Annotated in this window: 16 protein-coding genes; 3 read left to right on the top strand and 13 right to left on the bottom strand. The window is 67.7% G+C overall.

Annotated elements, in window-relative coordinates; translation table 11 throughout:
• Positions 1-30 precede the first annotated feature (30 nt).
• Positions 31-1,341, bottom strand: a complete 1,311-nt coding sequence (locus tag WJ16_RS05910) for an MFS transporter (protein WP_069256257.1) — start codon at positions 1,339-1,341, stop codon at positions 31-33.
• A gap of 191 nt (positions 1,342-1,532) precedes the next feature.
• On the opposite strand from WJ16_RS05910, the gene WJ16_RS05905 reads away from it, so the two are divergent.
• Complete coding sequence (locus WJ16_RS05905) at positions 1,533-2,489, top strand: LysR family transcriptional regulator (RefSeq protein ID WP_069256256.1); 957 nt, start codon at positions 1,533-1,535, stop codon at positions 2,487-2,489.
• A 66-nt stretch (positions 2,490-2,555) separates the two neighbouring features.
• On the opposite strand, the gene WJ16_RS05900 is transcribed toward WJ16_RS05905, so the two are convergent.
• The 5 genes from WJ16_RS05900 to speB form a co-directional block, all read right to left on the bottom strand.
• Complete coding sequence (locus tag WJ16_RS05900; protein ID WP_069256255.1) at positions 2,556-3,626, bottom strand: porin; 1,071 nt, start codon at positions 3,624-3,626, stop codon at positions 2,556-2,558.
• Positions 3,627-3,787: 161 nt separating this feature from the next.
• A complete protein-coding gene (locus WJ16_RS05895) occupies positions 3,788-5,218 on the bottom strand; it encodes a purine-cytosine permease family protein (protein WP_069256254.1) in 1,431 nt (476 codons plus the stop codon).
• Positions 5,219-5,521: 303 nt separating this feature from the next.
• The gene (locus WJ16_RS05890) at positions 5,522-6,199 is read right to left on the bottom strand and encodes an SOS response-associated peptidase family protein (RefSeq protein WP_069256253.1); all 678 of its coding nucleotides are present in this window, start codon (positions 6,197-6,199) and stop codon (positions 5,522-5,524) included.
• Between the two features lie 123 nt (positions 6,200-6,322).
• The gene (locus tag WJ16_RS05885) at positions 6,323-6,787 is read right to left on the bottom strand and encodes a GNAT family N-acetyltransferase (RefSeq protein WP_069256252.1); all 465 of its coding nucleotides are present in this window, start codon (positions 6,785-6,787) and stop codon (positions 6,323-6,325) included.
• The gene (gene speB, locus WJ16_RS05880) at positions 6,780-7,748 is read right to left on the bottom strand and encodes an agmatinase (RefSeq protein WP_069256251.1); all 969 of its coding nucleotides are present in this window, start codon (positions 7,746-7,748) and stop codon (positions 6,780-6,782) included. Before speB ends, WJ16_RS05885 begins: the two co-directional genes overlap by 8 nt.
• A gap of 126 nt (positions 7,749-7,874) precedes the next feature.
• Here speB and WJ16_RS05875 point away from each other — a divergent pair, with 126 nt between their 5' ends.
• On the top strand, positions 7,875-8,840 hold the full coding sequence (locus tag WJ16_RS05875) for a LysR family transcriptional regulator (protein WP_069256250.1): 966 nt from the start codon (positions 7,875-7,877) through the stop codon (positions 8,838-8,840).
• Here the strand turns inward: WJ16_RS05875 and WJ16_RS05870 are convergent.
• From WJ16_RS05870 to WJ16_RS35740, 7 genes are all read right to left on the bottom strand, one after another.
• Complete coding sequence (locus WJ16_RS05870) at positions 8,815-9,444, bottom strand: NAD(P)H-binding protein (RefSeq protein ID WP_069256249.1); 630 nt, start codon at positions 9,442-9,444, stop codon at positions 8,815-8,817. The two genes, WJ16_RS05875 and WJ16_RS05870, sit on opposite strands and share 26 nt — an antisense overlap.
• 290 nt (positions 9,445-9,734) lie before the next feature.
• Complete coding sequence (lpdA, locus tag WJ16_RS05865) at positions 9,735-11,126, bottom strand: dihydrolipoyl dehydrogenase (protein ID WP_069256248.1); 1,392 nt, start codon at positions 11,124-11,126, stop codon at positions 9,735-9,737.
• A gap of 5 nt (positions 11,127-11,131) precedes the next feature.
• A complete protein-coding gene (locus tag WJ16_RS05860; RefSeq protein WP_069256247.1) occupies positions 11,132-12,463 on the bottom strand; it encodes a dihydrolipoamide acetyltransferase family protein in 1,332 nt (443 codons plus the stop codon).
• Between the two features lies 1 nt (position 12,464).
• A complete protein-coding gene (locus WJ16_RS05855; RefSeq protein ID WP_069256246.1) occupies positions 12,465-13,505 on the bottom strand; it encodes an alpha-ketoacid dehydrogenase subunit beta in 1,041 nt (346 codons plus the stop codon).
• Between the two features lie 2 nt (positions 13,506-13,507).
• Complete coding sequence (locus tag WJ16_RS05850; protein WP_069256245.1) at positions 13,508-14,740, bottom strand: 3-methyl-2-oxobutanoate dehydrogenase (2-methylpropanoyl-transferring) subunit alpha; 1,233 nt, start codon at positions 14,738-14,740, stop codon at positions 13,508-13,510.
• Positions 14,741-15,148: 408 nt separating this feature from the next.
• On the bottom strand, positions 15,149-15,775 hold the full coding sequence (locus tag WJ16_RS05845; RefSeq protein ID WP_069256244.1) for a flavin reductase family protein: 627 nt from the start codon (positions 15,773-15,775) through the stop codon (positions 15,149-15,151).
• A gap of 99 nt (positions 15,776-15,874) precedes the next feature.
• Positions 15,875-16,000, bottom strand: a complete 126-nt coding sequence (locus WJ16_RS35740; protein WP_257785858.1) for a hypothetical protein — start codon at positions 15,998-16,000, stop codon at positions 15,875-15,877.
• 660 nt (positions 16,001-16,660) lie between these two features.
• Here WJ16_RS35740 and WJ16_RS05840 point away from each other — a divergent pair.
• A complete protein-coding gene (locus tag WJ16_RS05840) occupies positions 16,661-17,686 on the top strand; it encodes a LacI family DNA-binding transcriptional regulator (protein ID WP_069256243.1) in 1,026 nt (341 codons plus the stop codon).
• Positions 17,687-17,693: the final 7 nt, after the last annotated feature.

Here is a 17,693-nt window from a genome sequence, read left to right as displayed (position 1 = left end):
GGGACTCCGGATGAATGCGTATGTTGAGTTTCACTGCGAGCCGAGCGCTTCGGCAGCAGCCGGCCGCGCCGCTCGACGCGCGTCGAGCGCGACGATGCAAAGCAGCGAGATGCCGGCGAGACACGTGTAGAACACCGCGAGCGGCCACCACTGGCCCGCGAAACGATGCGCGAGCCACGTGCCGACGAGCGGCGTCAGCCCGCCCGCGAGCGCGCCGCAGATCTGGTACGCGAGCGAGATCGCCGAATAGCGCACGTGCGCGGGGAACACGTCGCTCACGAAGCCCGCGATCACCGAATAGAAGCCGGCCATGCAGACCACCGCGAGCGCGATGCCCGCGATCAGCGACGCGGACGTGCCGCCCTGCACGAGCATGAACATCGGATACGGCGACAGCATCGCGAGCAGCGCCGCGAGCTTCAGGAAGCGCGCGCCGCCGATGCGCTCGGCGATCCACGCGGCGATCGGCTGCACGACGAACTGGATGATCGCGACCGCGAACAGGCTGTCGAGGATCAGCGAGCGCGACACGCCGACGTACTGCGTCGTGTACGCAATCATGAACGTGTTCGTGAAATAGACGCCCGCGATGCCGATCGTGTTCGCGCCGATGCAGAGCGCCACGAGCCCCGACGCGGAGCGGAACACTTCGGCGACCGGCAGCTTCACCGTGCGGTTGGTTTCCTTCACGCGCGCGAATTCCGGCGACTCGTTCACGCCGAGCCGGATCAGGATGCCGACCACGAGCAGCACCGAACTCGCGAGAAACGGCAGGCGCCAGCCCCATGCGAGGAAGTCGGCCTTGTCCATCGACGTGACCGCGCGAAACGCGATCAGCGACAGGATCAACCCGGCCGGGCTGCCGAGCTGCGCGAACGACGCGAAGAACGTGCGGCGCCCCTGCGGCGCATGCTCGCCCGCCATCAGCACCGCGCCGCCCCATTCGCCGCCCACCGCGATGCCCTGCACGACGCGCAGCGCGACGAGCAGCACCGGCGCGAGCAGGCCGACCTTCGAATAGTCGGGCAGCAGCCCGACGCAGACGGTCGCGACGCCCATCATCATCAGCGTCGTCATCAGCGCCTTCTTGCGGCCGATGCGATCGCCGAGATGGCCGAAGATCACGCCGCCGAGCGGCCGCGCGAAGAAGCCGACCGCGAACGTCGCGAACGACGCCATCGTGCTGACGAAGCGGTCGTGCGACGGGAAGTAGAGTTCGCCGAACACGAGCGCGGCGGCGGTCGCGTAGATGTAGAAGTCGTACCACTCGATCATCGTGCCGATGAATGCGGCCGTCGCGGCACGCCCCGGCTGGCGGGCGGAAGGAAGGGACTGGGTCATGCGGGCTCCTGACGCGCGCCGCTGCGACGCGACACGCCATATCGTGAAGACGGCCGTCTGACGCGGCCTCGCGCCGCACGCTGCGGCACCCCTCCTTTATCGGCGACCGCAAATCATTAGTCAAATTTCAAGTTATTATTCACCGTATAAATTCAACTAATGTCCGTCTTGATCACTCGCCCGGAGACCCGATGCGCCCCGACCTCGCGCCGTTCCTGAACGACCGTCTCGACTGGAACCTGCTGCGCACGTATCTCGTGATCATCCAGGAGCGCAGCGTGAGCCGCGCGGCCGCGCGGCTGCACGTCACGCAGCCGGCCGTGAGCCAGGCGTTGCGGCGGCTCGAGGACACACTCGAGCGCAAGCTGATCGAGCGGCGCGGCACGCACTTCGCGCCGACGCCGGCCGGCGAAGCCGTCTACAGGATCGCGAGCGACATCTACGGCGGCATCTCGCGCCTCGAAACCGAAATCGACGACAGCACGGCCGATCTCACCGGTTCGATCCGGCTGCTGACGGTGAGCCGCATCGAGTCGCCCGTCTACGACGAATTCCTCGCGGACTTCCATCGCGCGTATCCGCGCATCGATCTGCAGATCGAAGTGATGCGCTCGTCGGACATTCTTTCGTCGCTGCTGCAGAAGACGGCCACGGCCGGGCTCGGCCTGTGCCGCACGCCGCACGACAAGCTGGAGATGCGCTGTTTCCTGCGCCAGCGCTATGCGATCTACTGCGGCCGGCATCACCGGCTGTTCGGGCAGACGCAGTTGCGGATGGACGATCTGCTCGCGGAGAATTTCGTGTCGTTTACGAGCGACCAGATCGGCGACAGCCTGTCGCCGCTCACCGTGTTTCGCGACCAGCGGGGTTTCACCGGGCGGATCGTCGCGTCGTCGCCGAGCCTCGAGGAAGTGCGGCGGCTGATCTTCGCCGGTTACGGCATCGGCTGCCTGCCCGAGCACATCGTGCGCGACGACATCGCGCAGCAGCGGCTGTGGCGGCTGCCGCCGGACGACGGGCTCGTCGACGTCGACGTGTTCCTGCTTTGGCATCGCGACCGCAAGATGAATGCGGCCGAGCACGCGTTTCTCGACGCGATGGAGCGCTGCATGCAGCGCTATTCGCTTGCGGAGCGGTTGGGGAAATGACGGCGCGATAGCGCGGCGGCGCCCGCGGAATGCGCCGGGCGCACGCGGCCCGGCGCGTCGGTCTCGTCAGAACCGATGCACGACGCCGAGCTGCACGCCGCGCGCATTCGCGCCCGGATACGCGAGCGGCAGGCCCGGGTTCGCCGCACCGGCGAGCGTATAGCCGGCCTGGTTGCGGTTGCGCAGGTACGACAGTGCGCCGTAGAAACTCGTGCGCTTCGACAGGTCGTATTCGTACATCAGCCCGAGCTGGTCCGCATGGTTGCCCTGCGACGACTGGTCGTGCAGGTACGCGTAGCCGAGCGCCACGTAGTTCGCCGGATTGAACTGGTATTTGACCGACAGCCCATACACGCGCGAATCGATGCCGAGATCGGCCCACTTCACCGCGGAGAAGCCGCCGTACACGGTCGCCTTGCCGATCGCGTACGACGCGCCGGCCATGATCGTGCGATCGGTCGTGGTCGCCGTCGCGTTCTTCAGCCACTGGCCCGCGACGAACGCGCCGAACGGCCCGTGTTCGTAGGTCAGGTCGAACTGCTGGCTGGAGCCTGCCGAGCGCGCGCCGCCCGCATCGCCGAACCCGAAGTACAGCCCGCCCTGGAAGCCCGCGATCTCGGGGCTCTGGTACGACAGCGTATTGCTGGTGCGAAACGCGAACACGGTCAGGTTGTCCATGCCGGACGCCTGCGTGACGCCGCCGAACGCATCCTGTCCGCCCTGATCGTTGAACAGCGGCGAATTCTGGCGGCCCGCACGCAGCTTGCCCCACTGCCCCGCGACGCCGACCCACGCCTGCCGGTTGAACAGCGTGCCGGAACTTGCCAGCGAGCCGTCGTTCGGGTTGAAGCCGTTCTCCAGCGCGAACTCGATCTTCTGTCCGCCGCCGATATCCTCGCCGCCCTTCAGCCCGAACCGGCTGCCCCACTGGCCGCCCGAATTGATCGCGGCCGTATAGCCGTTGCCCGTATTCACGACCTGCGCGAATTCGTCGATCACGCCGTACAGCGTGACGCCGTCCTGCGCGAACGCTGCGCCCGAACCGGCGACGCACACTGCCGCCACCGTCACCCGAAAGCCGGCGTGCGCGATCCGCGCCCGGCGATCGCTGCCGCGGGCCGTCATATATTTAGTCATACTATTCAATTGATCAGGAATGAAACGACGCCGTGCGTGGCAGTCATGCCGCACCGGCATCGCTGGAAAGTAAATCTGAGAGCGCGCCCGACGCAGGCCGCGCCCGGCTCGACGCGACACTCGGGCCGGCAGCCGGCCGGCCCGATGCGCGTGACGGATCGTCAGTGGTGAACTTCGCCGTGTTCGAGCGGCAGGATCAGGCGTTCGGGGATGCTGCGGCGCGACGCGCGCGCGCCGATGTAATACAGCACGGCCGGCACGACCAGGCCGAGAATCCACGAGATGTCGGTGCCGCCGAGCGCGTCGACGAGCGGCCCCGTGTAGATATGCGTCGACATGAACGGCAGCTGCACGAGAATGCCGACCACGTAGATCGCGATCGCCATCACGTTCCAGCGGCCGTAGCGGCCGTCCGGATCGGACAGCGCCGGCACGTCGTAGCGCGAGCGCGTGAAGCAGTAGTAGTCGACCAGGTTGATCGCGCTCCACGGCGTGAAGAACGCGAGCAGGAACAGGATGAACGCGGTGAATTCCTTCAGGAACGAGTGGCGGCCTGCGAGCGCGATGAGCGTCGACACGCAGATCATCCCGAAGATGTACACGAGACGGCTCTTCGACGACACGGCCCCCTTGCCGCGAAAGCCGCTGACGATCGTCGCCATCGACATGAAGCTGCCGTACGCATTGAGCGCCGTGACCGTCACCTTGCCGAACGCGATGCTGAAGTACAGCAACGCGGCCACGGCGCCCGTCGAGCCGAGGCCGACGATATAGGCCACCTCATGGTGCGCGAACTGGCTGCCGGCCAGCGCGGCCGCGAACACGCCGAACACCATCGCCGCCTGCGCACCGATCACCGAGCCCAGGCCGACCGCGACGAAGGTCGCGACCGACGACGTCGAACGCGGCAGGTAGCGCGAATAGTCGGCGACGTACGGGCCAAATGCTATCTGCCACGACGCGGACAGCGACATCGCGAGCAGGAAGCTCGCGACCGAGAAATGCCGGTTCGCCAGCAACGCGCCGATGTCGTGGTTCGCGAAGAGCTGCGTGAACATGTAGACGAACGCGGCGATGCCGATCACGCTCGCGATCCGGCCGACGGCATGGATCGCGCGATAGCCGAACACGGTCAGCACGACGATCACGGCCGCGAACAGCAGGATGCCGGCCGCGTCGTCGACGTGCAGCAACTGCGCGACGGCCTGGCCCGCCAGCACCGAGCCGCTTGCGGAAAAGCCGATGTACATCAGGCACACGAGCACGATCGGAATCATCGCGCCGTAGACGCCGAACTGCACGCGGCTCGAGATCATCTGCGGCAGCCCGAGCTGCGGCCCCTGCGCGCCATGCAGCGCCATCACCGCGCCGCCGATGAACTGGCCGAGCAGCAGCGCGACCAGCGACCAGAACACGTCGCCGCCGAGCACGACGGCCAGCGCGCCCGTGACGATGGCCGTGATCTGCATGTTGGCCGACAGCCATAGCGTGAACTGGCTCAGCAAGCCGCCGTGGCGCTCGGCGTCGGGAATGAAGTCGATCGAACGGACTTCGATCAGGCCGCCGGCTTTTCCACTGGGATTCGTTGACACGGGAAAATCTCCAAGATACTCAGGACCACACATGGTTTGAACGAAACGGGAAGCTGCTAGCCGCGCTTTTCGGCTCTGCGGTGCGGGGCGCCGTGGATCGCCGGCATGCGCCACGCACGCACGGTCTGCGCACTGGCGCGCACGCGGCACGACGTGCGCCGACATAGCCAGCGGATGATCTTGTATATACAACTTGCGAGGTATCGGTGATTACCCGGAATCGGTCAATTTTGGAAATTGTCCGAATAATCGTGACGCGTCCTCCCGGCTTGATCGCAAGTCAACCGTCGGAAAAATGAAAGGTCACGCGCCGGCGGGCGGTGCCTGATCGGGAGCGGCGGTCATGTCGTCGGCAGGGAGCAGGTTCAGCATGCGCCGCGCGGCCTCGATGTCGCGCACGTGCAGCCATTCGTCGTAATCGTCGCGGCGCAGGATCACGACGCCCCGCTTCTCTTCGCCGGGCCGATGCATCCGCGCGAACAGCGGATGCGCATCGGCGTTGACGGTGAGCATCGCCATGCCCACGCGTTCGCGGCCGTCGTCGTCTTCATGGCGCCGCCAGATGCCGGCGACGCAGTATGGCTGCCAGCCGTCGACGCCGATCCGGTGCCACACGTTGCGACCGGTTTCGTAGCAGGGCTCGAAGATCCAGCGCGCCGGAATCAGGCAGCGCTGGCCGTTGCGCCATGCGTTGCCGTAGAGCCGCGATGCGCCGACCGTTTCCGCCCGCGCGTTCACCGTATCGAGCTTCCTTTTCTTGCGGCCGTGCTCGTCGATCCGCTCGGGCTGCATGAATTTCGGCCAGAAGCCGAACACGGCCGCCGCGACCTCGAGGCCGTCGCCGTCGGCGCGCGCAATCGGCGCCGCGTAGTCGGGGTACACGTCGGGCGCCCACGGGTCGCGGCGGTACAGATCGCCGATGCCGAGCTTCAGTTCGCTGATGCCCGGATCTTCGTCAGGGGCGCGGTAGTGGGTGCACACGGCTCGTCGGTCGATGGAGGGAATGCTTCCATCGTAGGTCAGCGCACGTGCCGCGACCGCACAATCGTTTTGTACGACGAAACAATCTTGCGAATCGACGACGCGCCCGCGCCGTGCATGCCGTCACGCGGGCGGCCCGATCCGCAGCGTCAGGATTTCGTCGCCCGCGTCGTCGAGCGTCCCGGTGGGCGTCCAGCCAAGATGGCGGTAGAAACCGTACGAGCGCGACGCGGGATCGGTCGAACAGCCGAGAAACAGTGACATGAAGCCGTTCGCCGCGAAATCATCGATCACGCGCCGCAGCAGCCGCTTGCCGATCCCCGCCCCCTCGTATGCCGGCAGGATCGCGAGCACGACGATCTCGCCCGAAACGGTATCGCCGAAGCAGTAGCCGACCATGCGCCCGTTGGCGCAGCAGACATGGCCCGAGAACCGGCCGTCGCGAATCCCGTCGCCCCAGCTTTCGGCGGTGATGCCGAGCGCGCGCAACTGCGCTTCGGTGAACGCGTTCTCGCGCGTGAGCGCGCGCAGCGCGATGCACGCGGGCGCATCGTCGGGCACGGCCTTGCGCCAGGTGAGTTCAGTCATCGTTCGATCGTTCCGTGACCCGCCGCCGGCGCGACGCATACAGGCAGATCAGCTCCAGCGCGATCGTCGCGCCGGCGAGCGACGTGATTTCCGCGTGATCGTACGGCGGCGACACTTCGACCACGTCCATGCCGACGAGATTGATGCCTTCCAGATCGCGCAGGATCTCGAACGCCTGATGGCTCGACAGCCCGCCCGATACCGGCGTGCCCGTGCCCGGCGCGAACGCCGGATCGAGGCAGTCGATGTCGAACGTCAGATACACCGGATGATCGCCGACGCGCTCGCGAATGCGCGCGGCGACCGCGGCGGGTGTCGACGCATGCACGCGGCGCGCATCCTGGATGTCGAAGCCCATCGGCTCGTCGTTGGTCGTGCGGATGCCGATCTGCGCGGAACGTTCGGGCACGACCCACCCTTCGCGCGCCGCGTGATAGAACATCGTGCCGTGATCGATGCGCTTCACGTCGCGATCGGGCCATGTGTCGGTATGCGCATCGAAATGCACGAGCGACAGCGGTCCGTGCACGTTCGCGTGCGCCTTCAGCAGCGGATACGTGATGAAGTGATCGCCGCCGAGCGTGAGCATCGCGCAGCCGCGCGCGAGGATCGCGTCGGCATGCCGCTCGATCGCGCCCGGCACCGATTCCGGCTGGCCGAGATCGAATGCGCAATCCCCGTAGTCGACCGCGGCCAGCACGTCGAACGGATCGAACGGCCACGGCCACGGGCGCTCCCACGCAATCCCCGTCGATGCGATCCGCAACCCGCGCGGGCCGAATCGGGTGCCGGGCCGGTGCGACGTGGCGGAATCGAACGGCACGCCGGTGATCGCGAGATCGACGCCGTCGAGATCGCGGCTGAAGCGCCGGCGCATGAAGCTCGTCGCGCCCGCGAAGGTTGGTTCGGCCTGCGTGCCGTAGAGGCTGTCGCGCGTGAACGCGAAATCGTTCTGGCTCATCGTCGGATTCCTGTCAGAAGGGAACGGCCGCGCGGCTGGCGACCTCGTGCCCGATTCTGCCGCCTCCGCATCCGACGAAAAATATGAACTAACATAAGCCAACTTCACGAAACGCGATGTATCGCCATGCTGACCCGCCTGAGAGACATGGATGTGCAGTTGCTGCGGCTCTTTCTGACGATCGTCGAAAGCGGCGGCTTCAGCGCCGCGCAGGGCACGCTCGGCATGGCGCCTTCGACGATCAGCACGCAGATGGCCAAGCTCGAGACGCGTCTCGGGTTCCGGCTGTGCGATCGCGGCAAGAGTGGCTTCCGGCTGACGCCGAAGGGTGAACGCGTGCTGCACTCGACGCGGCGGCTCCTGCACGCGATGGACGTGTTCACGCGCGATGCGCAGCACGTGTCGGGCACGTTGCTCGGCGAGCTGCGCATCGGGCTGTCCGAGCGGCTCGCGCCGGACATCGTCGAATCGATCGCCGCGGCCGTCGGCGGCTTCCGCGAACGGGCGCCCGACGTGCTGATCGAGATGATCGCGGTGCCGCCCGACGAACTGGAGCGCCGGCTGCTCAAAGGCGAACTGCAGCTCGCGATCGGCTATTTCTCCGGTCACCAGGCCGGCTTGCACTACGCGCCGCTGTTCGTCGAACGTCAGTCGCTGCACTGCGGCGCCCGGCATCCGCTGTTTGCGAAAAAGACCGTGACGGTCAACGACATCGCGCGCGCGAGCAACGTCGCGCGGCTCTACAAGACGCCCACGTCGGGCTCGGCGCTTCGCAACGCGCAGCCGACCGCGTTCTCCGAAAACGTCGACGCCGACGTGATCTTCATCCTGTCCGGCGCGCATGTCGGCTTCCTGCCCGACCACGTCGCGGCGCCATGGGTCGCCGCCGGCAAGATGCGCCGGCTGCTCGCGAGCAAGCTGAGCCATACGGTTGAATTCCAGCTCGCGACCCCGCGTAACTGCGACGGCAGCGAAGCGCTGGACGCGTTCACGGCGGCGCTCGCCGAACGGTTCGGCGGGCTCGACGGCTTCGCCGATCGGGAGCTGGCGAGCCGCCCGCTTCGCGTCAGACGAGCCGCTCCGACGCAATGACCTGCACGCCCGGCCGCGCGTCGATCGCCGCGTCGAGCATCGCGCGGGCGATCCGCGACGCGGGATTCACGCGCCACTTCGCCGGCAACACGAGGCGCGCGACGTTCAGCGCGGACACCAGCAGCCGCTCGCCGAACCGGAATTCGTCGCGGCTGCCGCCGATCAGGCCGGGCCGTACATACGTGAGCGACGCGAACCCGACGCCGGCGAGCGCCTGCTCGACTTCGCCCTTCACGCGGTTGTAGAAGATGCGCGACGCCGGGTTCGCGCCGAGTGCGGAATTCAGCACGTAAGCCGGTGTGCCATGGCGGTGCGCGAGCCGCGCGACCGCGAGCGGATAGTCGTGGTCGACGCGCCGGAATGCCGCCTGCGAACCGGCGGTTCGCATCGTGGTGCCGAGCGTGCAGATCACCGCATCGGCATGCCACCAGTCGGCGGCGTCGGGCAGACGATCGAAATCGACCTCGATTGCGCGCATCTTCGGGTGCGGCGACAACGGCCGGCGCGCGAGGACGATCACCTGATCGACGCGCGCATCGGCGAGCGCGACTTCGAGGACGTATCGCCCGACGAGTCCGGTCGCGCCGACGAGCAGCAGTTTCATGTCCGGTTCTTCCGTGTGGAGCCTGCGTTGGCGGGCCCGAAGCGGCCCGGTTTCCGGCTATCGACATGATCGTCGGCGGACGCGGCGCCGACAACCCTCCTCTCGTCTCGAAAAATTACGCGCCTGTCAGGTGCCGGCCCGGGCAATCGTATGCGGCCCGGCTGGCGCGGCTCCGCCACCCGTTCCCGACCCGGCGCGCGGAGACGGGCGACCGGATCGGACCGGTTGCGGGACCGGCGCGCCGCCGAGGCGTGCGCAACGCACCGACGACGCCCTGTCAGGCCCGCACGTCACACATGCAGCGCGTGTCCGAGCGCGCGCAACGCCGCTTCCTGAAGCGCTTCGCCGAGCGTCGGATGCGCGTGGATCGTACCGCCGATGTCTTCCAGACGCGCGCCCATCTCCAGCGACTGCGAGAACGCCGCGGCCAGTTCCGACACGCCGCGCCCGACCGCCTGCCAGCCGACGATCAGGTGATTGTCGCGCCGCGCGACGACGCGCACGAAGCCGTCGGTCGCCTGCAGCGTCATCGCGCGCCCGTTCGCCGCGAACGGGAACGACGCGCTCAGACAATCGACGCCGGCCGCGTGTGCATCGTCCGGCGACCAGCCGGCCGTCACGATCTCGGGATCGGTGAAGCACACGGCCGGAATCGACGCGGGCGTGAACGTGCGGCGCTTGCCGGCGATCAGCTCGGCCACCATCTCGCCTTGCGCCATCGCGCGATGCGCGAGCATCGGTTCGCCGGCGACGTCGCCGATCGCCCAGACGTTGCGCATCGAGGTCCGGCACGCGTCGTCGATCCGCAGCGCGCGGCCGTTGCGATCGAGCATCAGCGTCTCGAGCCCGAACCCGTCGACGCGCGGCCTGCGGCCGACGGCAACCAGCACGCGATCGGCCGGCAGCGTCTGCTCGGCGCCATCGGCGGCCTGCACGCGCACCGCGCCGTGCGCGTCCAGCCCGAGCACCGTGTGGCCGAGCCACGACCGCACGCCGAGGCGCGCGAGCGAATCGGCGACCGGTCGCACGAGTTCGGCATCGTACGCAGGCAACACGCGCTCGGCCGCTTCCACGACGCTCACGTCGACGCCGAGCTTGCGATAGACGATCCCGAGTTCGAGCCCGATGTATCCGGCCCCGACGACGACGAGCCGCTTCGGCAGCGTCGCGGGCGACAGCGCGTCGGTGGACGACACGACGTGCCCGCCGAACGGCATCGACGGCAGCGCGACCGGTTCGGAGCCGGTCGCGAGCAACAGGTGCTCGCAGCCGATTCGCGTCGTGTGGCCGCCCGCCACGACGTCGACGGTCTTGCCGTCGACCACGTGCGCGTCGCCGTGCAGCACGCGCACGCCGTTCTTCTTGAGCAGCGCGCCGACGCCGCGCGTCAGCCGGTCGACGATACCGTCCTTCCACGCGACGCTTTTCGCGATGTCGATCTCCGGCGTGCGCACGCGAATCCCGAGCGCGCCGTCGCCCGCATGGCCGCACGCCTGTTCGAATGCGTCGGCCACGTGGATCAGCGCCTTCGACGGAATGCAGCCGATGTTCAGGCACGTGCCGCCGAGCCGGTCGCGCTCGACGAGGACGGTCGGAATGCCGAGCTGGCCGGCGCGAATCGCGGCGACGTAGCCGCCCGGGCCGCCGCCGATCACGAGCAGCGTGGTGTGTTCGTTCTTCATCGGGCTCACTCCACGAACAGCAGCGCCGGGCGCTCGAGCATCGCGCGCACGGCCTGGATGAATTCGGCCGCGTCCGCCCCGTCGACGACGCGATGGTCGAACGACGACGACAGGTTCATCATCTTGCGCGCGACGACCGCGCCGTCGCGGATCATCGGCCGCTCGACGATCCGGTTCACGCCGACGATGGCGACCTCCGGATGATTGATGACCGGCGTCGACACGATGCCGCCGAGCGCGCCGAGGCTCGAAATCGTGATCGTCGAGCCGCTCAGTTCGTCGCGCTGCGCGCGGTTCGTGCGCACCGCGTCGGCGAGCCGCGCGATCTCGGCGGAGATCGCCCACACGTCGCGCGCTTCGGCATGACGCAGCACGGGCACCGTGAGGCCGCCGTCCGTCTGCGTCGCGACGCCCATGTGCACCGCACCGTGGCGCGTGACGACACCCGCTTCGTCGTCGAAGCGCGCGTTGATCTGCGGAAAGTCGCGCAGCGCGATCACCATCGCGCGGATCAGCAGCGGCAGCGGCGTGAGCTTGCCGCGCGTGTCGCCGTAGCGGCGGTTCAGCTCCGTGCGCAGCGATTCGAGTTCGGTCACGTCGATTTCCTCGACGTAGCTGAAGTGCGGAATGCGGCGCTTCGCTTCCTGCATCTTGCGCGCGATCGCGCGCCGCAGGCCGATCACCGGTACGTCGGTTTCATCGTGGCGTTCGTCGTAGCCGCGCGGTTGCGACCCGCGCGTCGCACCGCCGCCGGTGCGCGCATACGCATCGAGATCCGCATGAAGGATTCGCCCTGCGTCACCGGTGCCGCGCACATAGCGCAGTTCGATGCCCATGTCCCACGCGCGCTGACGCACGGCCGGCGACGCGAGCGGCCGTTCGCCTGGCGCCAGCGCCGCGCGCGGCGGCGCTGCGTGCTCCGTGTGCTCGTCGGCATGCTTCGCACGACGCGGCTGCGCCGGTGCGTGCTTCGCAGCCGGCCTGGCCGACGATTCCGCCGGCGCGTCGGCCACCGCCTTCGACGGCGCTGCCGCGACCGGTGCGGTTTCTACCTTGGATTCCCGCACCGGTGCACCGGCCTTCAGGTTGCCGTCGCCTTCGACCTCGAGGCGAATCAGCTCGCTGCCGACCGCCATCATCTCGCCGATCCGGCCGCCGAGCTCGATGACCTTGCCCGTCACCGGCGACGGAATCTCGACCGCCGCCTTGTCCGTCATCACGTCGGCGAGCGGCTGGTCTTCGTTGATCGTCTGCCCGACTTCCACGTGCCAGGCCACCAGCTCGACCTCGGCAATCCCTTCGCCGATATCCGGCATCTTGATGACATGAATGCCCATCTCACGCCTCCATCACGCGTCGCAACGCTTCACCGACCCGGGCCGGCCCCGGAAAATACGCCCACTCCTGCGCATGCGGATACGGCGTATCCCAGCCCGTCGTGCGCTCGACCGGCGCTTCGAGGTGGTAGAAGCAATGTTCCTGGACCAGCGACACCAGTTCCGCACCGAAACCGCAGGTGCGCGTCGCCTCGTGCACCACGACGCAGCGCCCGGTCTTGCGCACCGACGCGACGATCGTGTCGAGGTCGAGCGGCCACAGCGTGCGCAGGTCGATCACTTCCGCGTCGATGCCCGTTTCCTCGGCCGCGGCGAGCGATACATGCACCGTCGTGCCGTAGGTCAGCACCGTCACGTCGTTGCCGGGACGCACGATCGCAGCCGTATCCAGCGGCACCGTGTAGTAGCCCTCGGGCACCGCGCTCGCCGGATGCTTGAGCCACGACGTGACCGGCCGTTCGTGGTGGCCGTCGAACGGTCCGTTGTACAGCCGTTTCGGCTCGAGGAAGATCACCGGGTCGTCGTTCTCGATCGATGCGATCAACAGCCCTTTCGCGTCGTACGGATTCGACGGCATGACCGTGCGCAGCCCGCACACCTGCGTGAACATCGCCTCGGGGCTCTGGCTGTGCGTCTGGCCGCCGTAGATGCCGCCGCCGCAGGGCATGCGGATCGTCATCGGCGCGGTGAACTGGCCGGCCGAGCGATAGCGCAGCCGCGCGCCTTCCGACACGATCTGGTCGGAGGCCGGGTAGAAATAGTCGGCGAACTGGATCTCGCACACCGGGCGCAGCCCGTACGCGCCCATCCCCACCGCCGCGCCGACGATCCCGCCTTCGGAGATCGGCGCATCGAATACGCGCGACTTGCCGTATTTGTTCTGCAGTCCTTCGGTACAGCGGAACACGCCGCCGAAGTAGCCGACGTCCTGCCCGAACACGACCACGTCGCCGTCGCGTCCGAGCATCACGTCCATCGCCGAGCGCAGCGCCTGGATCATCGTCATCGGCTGCGTTGCCGTGCCTGTCTCGTGTTGCGCCATGATCATGCTCCCAGTTCCTGGCGCTGACGGCGCAGGTGCGCGGGCAGCTCCTTGTACACGTCGTCGAACATCGACGCCGGCGACGGAATCCGGTCGTCGGCCAGCGTGCCGTATTTCTCCGCTTCCTTCTGCGCGGCGATCACCTCGGCCTCGAGCTCGGCCGTCAACGCGTCGTGCGCACGGTCCGACCAGATGCCCTTGACGATCAGGTGCCGCTTGAAGCGCTCGATCGGATCGCCGAGCGGGAAATGCGACCAGTCGTCGCTCGGCCGGTACTTGGTCGGATCGTCCGACGTCGAATGCGCGCCCGCGCGGTAGGTCACCCACTCGATCAGCGTCGGCCCGAGATTGCGGCGCGCGCGTTCGGCCGCCCAGCTCGACGCCGCGTAGATCGCGAGGAAGTCGTTGCCGTCCACGCGCAGCGACGCGATCCCGCAGCCCACGCCGCGCCCCGCGAACGTCGTGCCTTCGCCGCCCGCGATCGCCTGGAACGTCGAGATCGCCCACTGGTTGTTGACGACGTTCAGCACGACCGGCGCGCGATACACGTGCGCGAACGTGAGCGCGGTGTGGAAGTCGGCTTCGGCCGTCGCGCCGTCGCCGATCCACGCGGACGCGATCTTCGTGTCGCCCTTGATCGCCGACGCCATCGCCCAGCCGACCGCCTGGATGAACTGCGTCGCGAGGTTGCCGGAGATGGAGAAGAAGCCCGCTTCGCGGTCCGAGTACATCACCGGAAGCTGGCGGCCTTTGAGCGGGTCGCCTTCGTTCGACATCAGCTGGCAGATCATCCGCTCGAGCGGCACGTCGCGCGCGATCAGGATGCTCTGCTGCCGGTAGGTCGGGAAGCACATGTCGCCGTGGCGCAGCGCCATCGCGTGCGCGGTGCCGATCGCCTCTTCGCCGAGGCTCAACATGTAGAAGGAGATTTTCTTCTGACGCTGCGCGATCATCATGCGCGCGTCGAAAATGCGGGTCTTGAGCATCGCGCGCAGGCCGGCGATCAGCCGCGCATCGTCGAGCTCAGGCGCCCACGGGCCGACGGCCTTGCCGCTGTCGTCGAGCACGCGCACGAGGCTGCGGGCGAGATCGGCGGTGTCCGCCGCGGCAACGTCGATCGGCGGGCGGCGTACCGCGCCGGCCGGCGATAGATGCAGATAGGAAAAGTCCGTCTTGCAGCCCGGGCGCCCGGTGGGCTCCGGCACATGCAGACGCAATGGCTCTGACAGGCTCATCGTGTCGTCTCCACGCTCGATTGTGTCTCACGCTGATTGGGAACGCGCGACCGGTTGCCGGCCTGCGCGCGGGCTGGCGCGCGGATAAGCACGCCAACCTTGGAAATCTATGCGTTGTCGCGGCGGGCGTCGATGCCCAAGCCGCTCGTTCGTGGTGAGCAGATTTACCATGGCGCAGGTCGGCGGCACGCGACTGCGGCAGCCGGCGGCGGCGAAGGATGTGTTTGCTGCAGCGCATCGTCGTCGGGCCTGTGACGAGCGTCGGGCGTCCGGTGGCGGACGCATTGCGCGCTGCGAACCTGCGAGGGGTCGAAGCAAAAGACCCCGCGAGATCGTCGATCTGGGCGGGGTCTTTTCGGGCCGGGCGCGCGTGCGCCCGATGGCCGGCTTACCGCGGCGCGCGATCGGTCACGCGCCGGGACGAAAGAGGTCGAAGCGGCTGTCGGGCTTCACGTGCGCGTAGGCCGACGGGCCGCCCGCACGCAGAATGATGCCCGCGCCGAACGTGTCGAAGATGCCGTCCTTCAGCAAGTCGTGGCGGATATGGACCGCGATGACCTCCCCCAGCACCAGCGTGGCCGGCGTGTCGACGCCGCGATGATCGCGCAGCCGGATCACGTCGGTCACCTTGCATTCGAAGTTCACGCCGCTTTCCGCCACGCGCGGCACGTTGACCAGGCGCGACGAAAGCGCGGTCAGGCCGCCGAGGTCGAACTCGTTCACGTCGTACGGAACCGCTGCGCAGGTCTGGTTCATCTTTTCGGCAAGGTCGCGCGTCGCGAGGTTCCACACGAACTCGCCCGTTTCCTGCACGTTGCGCAGGCTGTCCTTCGCGGTGGTGCTCGAAAAGCCGATGATCGGCGGATGATAGTTGAACGCGTTGAAGAAGCTGTACGGCGCGAGGTTCAGCGTGCCGTCGCTGCCGCGGGAGGAAATCCAGCCGATCGGGCGCGGGCCGATGATCGCGTTCAGCGGATCGTGCGGCAGGCCGTGGCCTTGCGACGGTTCGTAATAGTGATGGGTCGAGTCGGTCATGACGGGAGGGATTGTGAGAGGCGAACGATGAAGAAAGCGGTCGGCGGCACGCGTTGGCCGGGGGCGGCGCCGGCGTGCGGTGCAACGTGCGTGCCAGTATCACATGGCGCGGTTTTCGGCGCAGGCAAGCACATCGCGCGCCGCGCCGGCGTATCGCCGCGTGTGCGTGCGCCAAATAAAAAACCCGCGAGCGCTGCATTTCTCGCGGGTTTTTTTCGCCTTCATCGAATCGCATCGACGCAATCGATGGTGCCGGGGACCGGACTCGAACCGGCAAGCCAGTTAAGGCGGCGGATTTTCGTCACACTGCTTCTTTCGAAGCCGGCGTCGTTCGAGCGATGCCGTTCGTGCGCTGGACTATGCCTTCACCGTCGCGCGCGGGCGTGAGCTCTGCCCGTGCGCCTTAGGCGCCCCCCGTCTAGTCTCTACACCTTCCTCGCGGATGCCGCGAGGCTTGGCTCGGCGTTGCCTCGATGCGTGCATCAGGGGTTTCGCCGAATTTGAAGGGTTCTGCACCGACCGTTTCCGGCCGGGCACTCAAACTTTTAAGTCCGCTATGTTTACCAATTTCATCACCCCGGCAACAGGGCGGACGCGATTCTACCATTGCTTGCGCATGCGCTCCCTTATTCCGCGGCGCCGCATCGCGATACCGCGCCCCATCACACCGATTCATCTGCGGTAATCGACGCCGGCACCCCGCCGACGACGATTTCGTCCCGCGTCGCACCATCCCCGATACAATCGGGTTCGCGTCGTCCGACGGCCCGATCCGTCAGACGTTTGTGTCGTACTTCCTGCGAAACAAGCGTCGCCTGCGTCATCGCGAGGTCACAAACGTTTTCGATAATTTTCCTGCCGAAAACGTTTACATCGCATGAGTTCATGACCTCGACCATCAAGGACGTCGCTGCCCTCGCGGGCTTCTCGATCGCCACCGTCTCGCGCGCGATCAACGCCCCGCATACCGTCAGCCCCGCCACGCTGCAAACGATCCGCACCGCGATCGACACGCTGCAATTCCGCCCGAGCCCGCTCGGCCGGCAATTGCGCGGCGAGCGCACGCGGCTCGTCGGCGTCGTCGTGCCGACGCTGTCGAACCCCGTGTTCGCGGACTGCCTGCAAGGCATCGACGAGCTGGCGACCGCGGCCGGCTTCAAGCTGATCCTGATGACGACCGAATACGACGCGGCGCGCGAGCGTCATGCGATCGAGACACTGCGCGAGCAGCGCGTCGAAGGGCTGATCCTCACCGTCGCCGACGCGGATACGCACCCGCTGCTCGACATGCTCGACCACGACGGCCCGCACTACGTGCTGATGCACAACGACACGCAGCGCCGACCGTCGGTGTCGGTCGACAACCGCAGCGCCGCGTATGACGGCGTGCGGCTGCTGACCGCGCGCGGTCACCGCCGCGTGCTGATGCTGGCGGGTTCCCTCGCCGCGTCGGATCGGGCGCGCCAGCGCCATCTCGGCTATGCACAAGCGCTCGAGGAAAGCGGCGTGGCCACGCTGCCGCCGGTCGAAGTCGACTTCAACGCGCCCGAGTTGCCCGATGCGGTGCTCGCGCATCTCACCGCGCACGCGACGCGCCCAACCGCCCTCTTCTGCAGCAACGACCTGCTCGCGATGGTCGTGATGCGCGGCCTGCGCCGCGCGGGCTTCTCGATTCCCGACGACCTGTCGGTGCTCGGCTTCGACGGTATCGCCATCGGCGAACTGCTCGCGCCGCCGCTCGCGAGCGTCGCGACGCCGAACCGCGACATCGGCCGCCACGCATGGCGGCGTCTCGTCGAATGCATCGGCGGCGCGGCGATCGAACGCACGTCGCTGATCCTGCCGCACGCGGTGCGCGACGGCGCGACCGTCGCACCGCCCGCCGCCGACCTGCAATTGCGCAAGGCCTGAACGCGCG

The sequence above is a fragment of the Burkholderia metallica genome, assembly GCF_001718555.1.
GTDB lineage: Bacteria > Pseudomonadota > Gammaproteobacteria > Burkholderiales > Burkholderiaceae > Burkholderia > Burkholderia metallica.
This window is presented reverse-complemented; position numbering and strand designations above follow the sequence as displayed.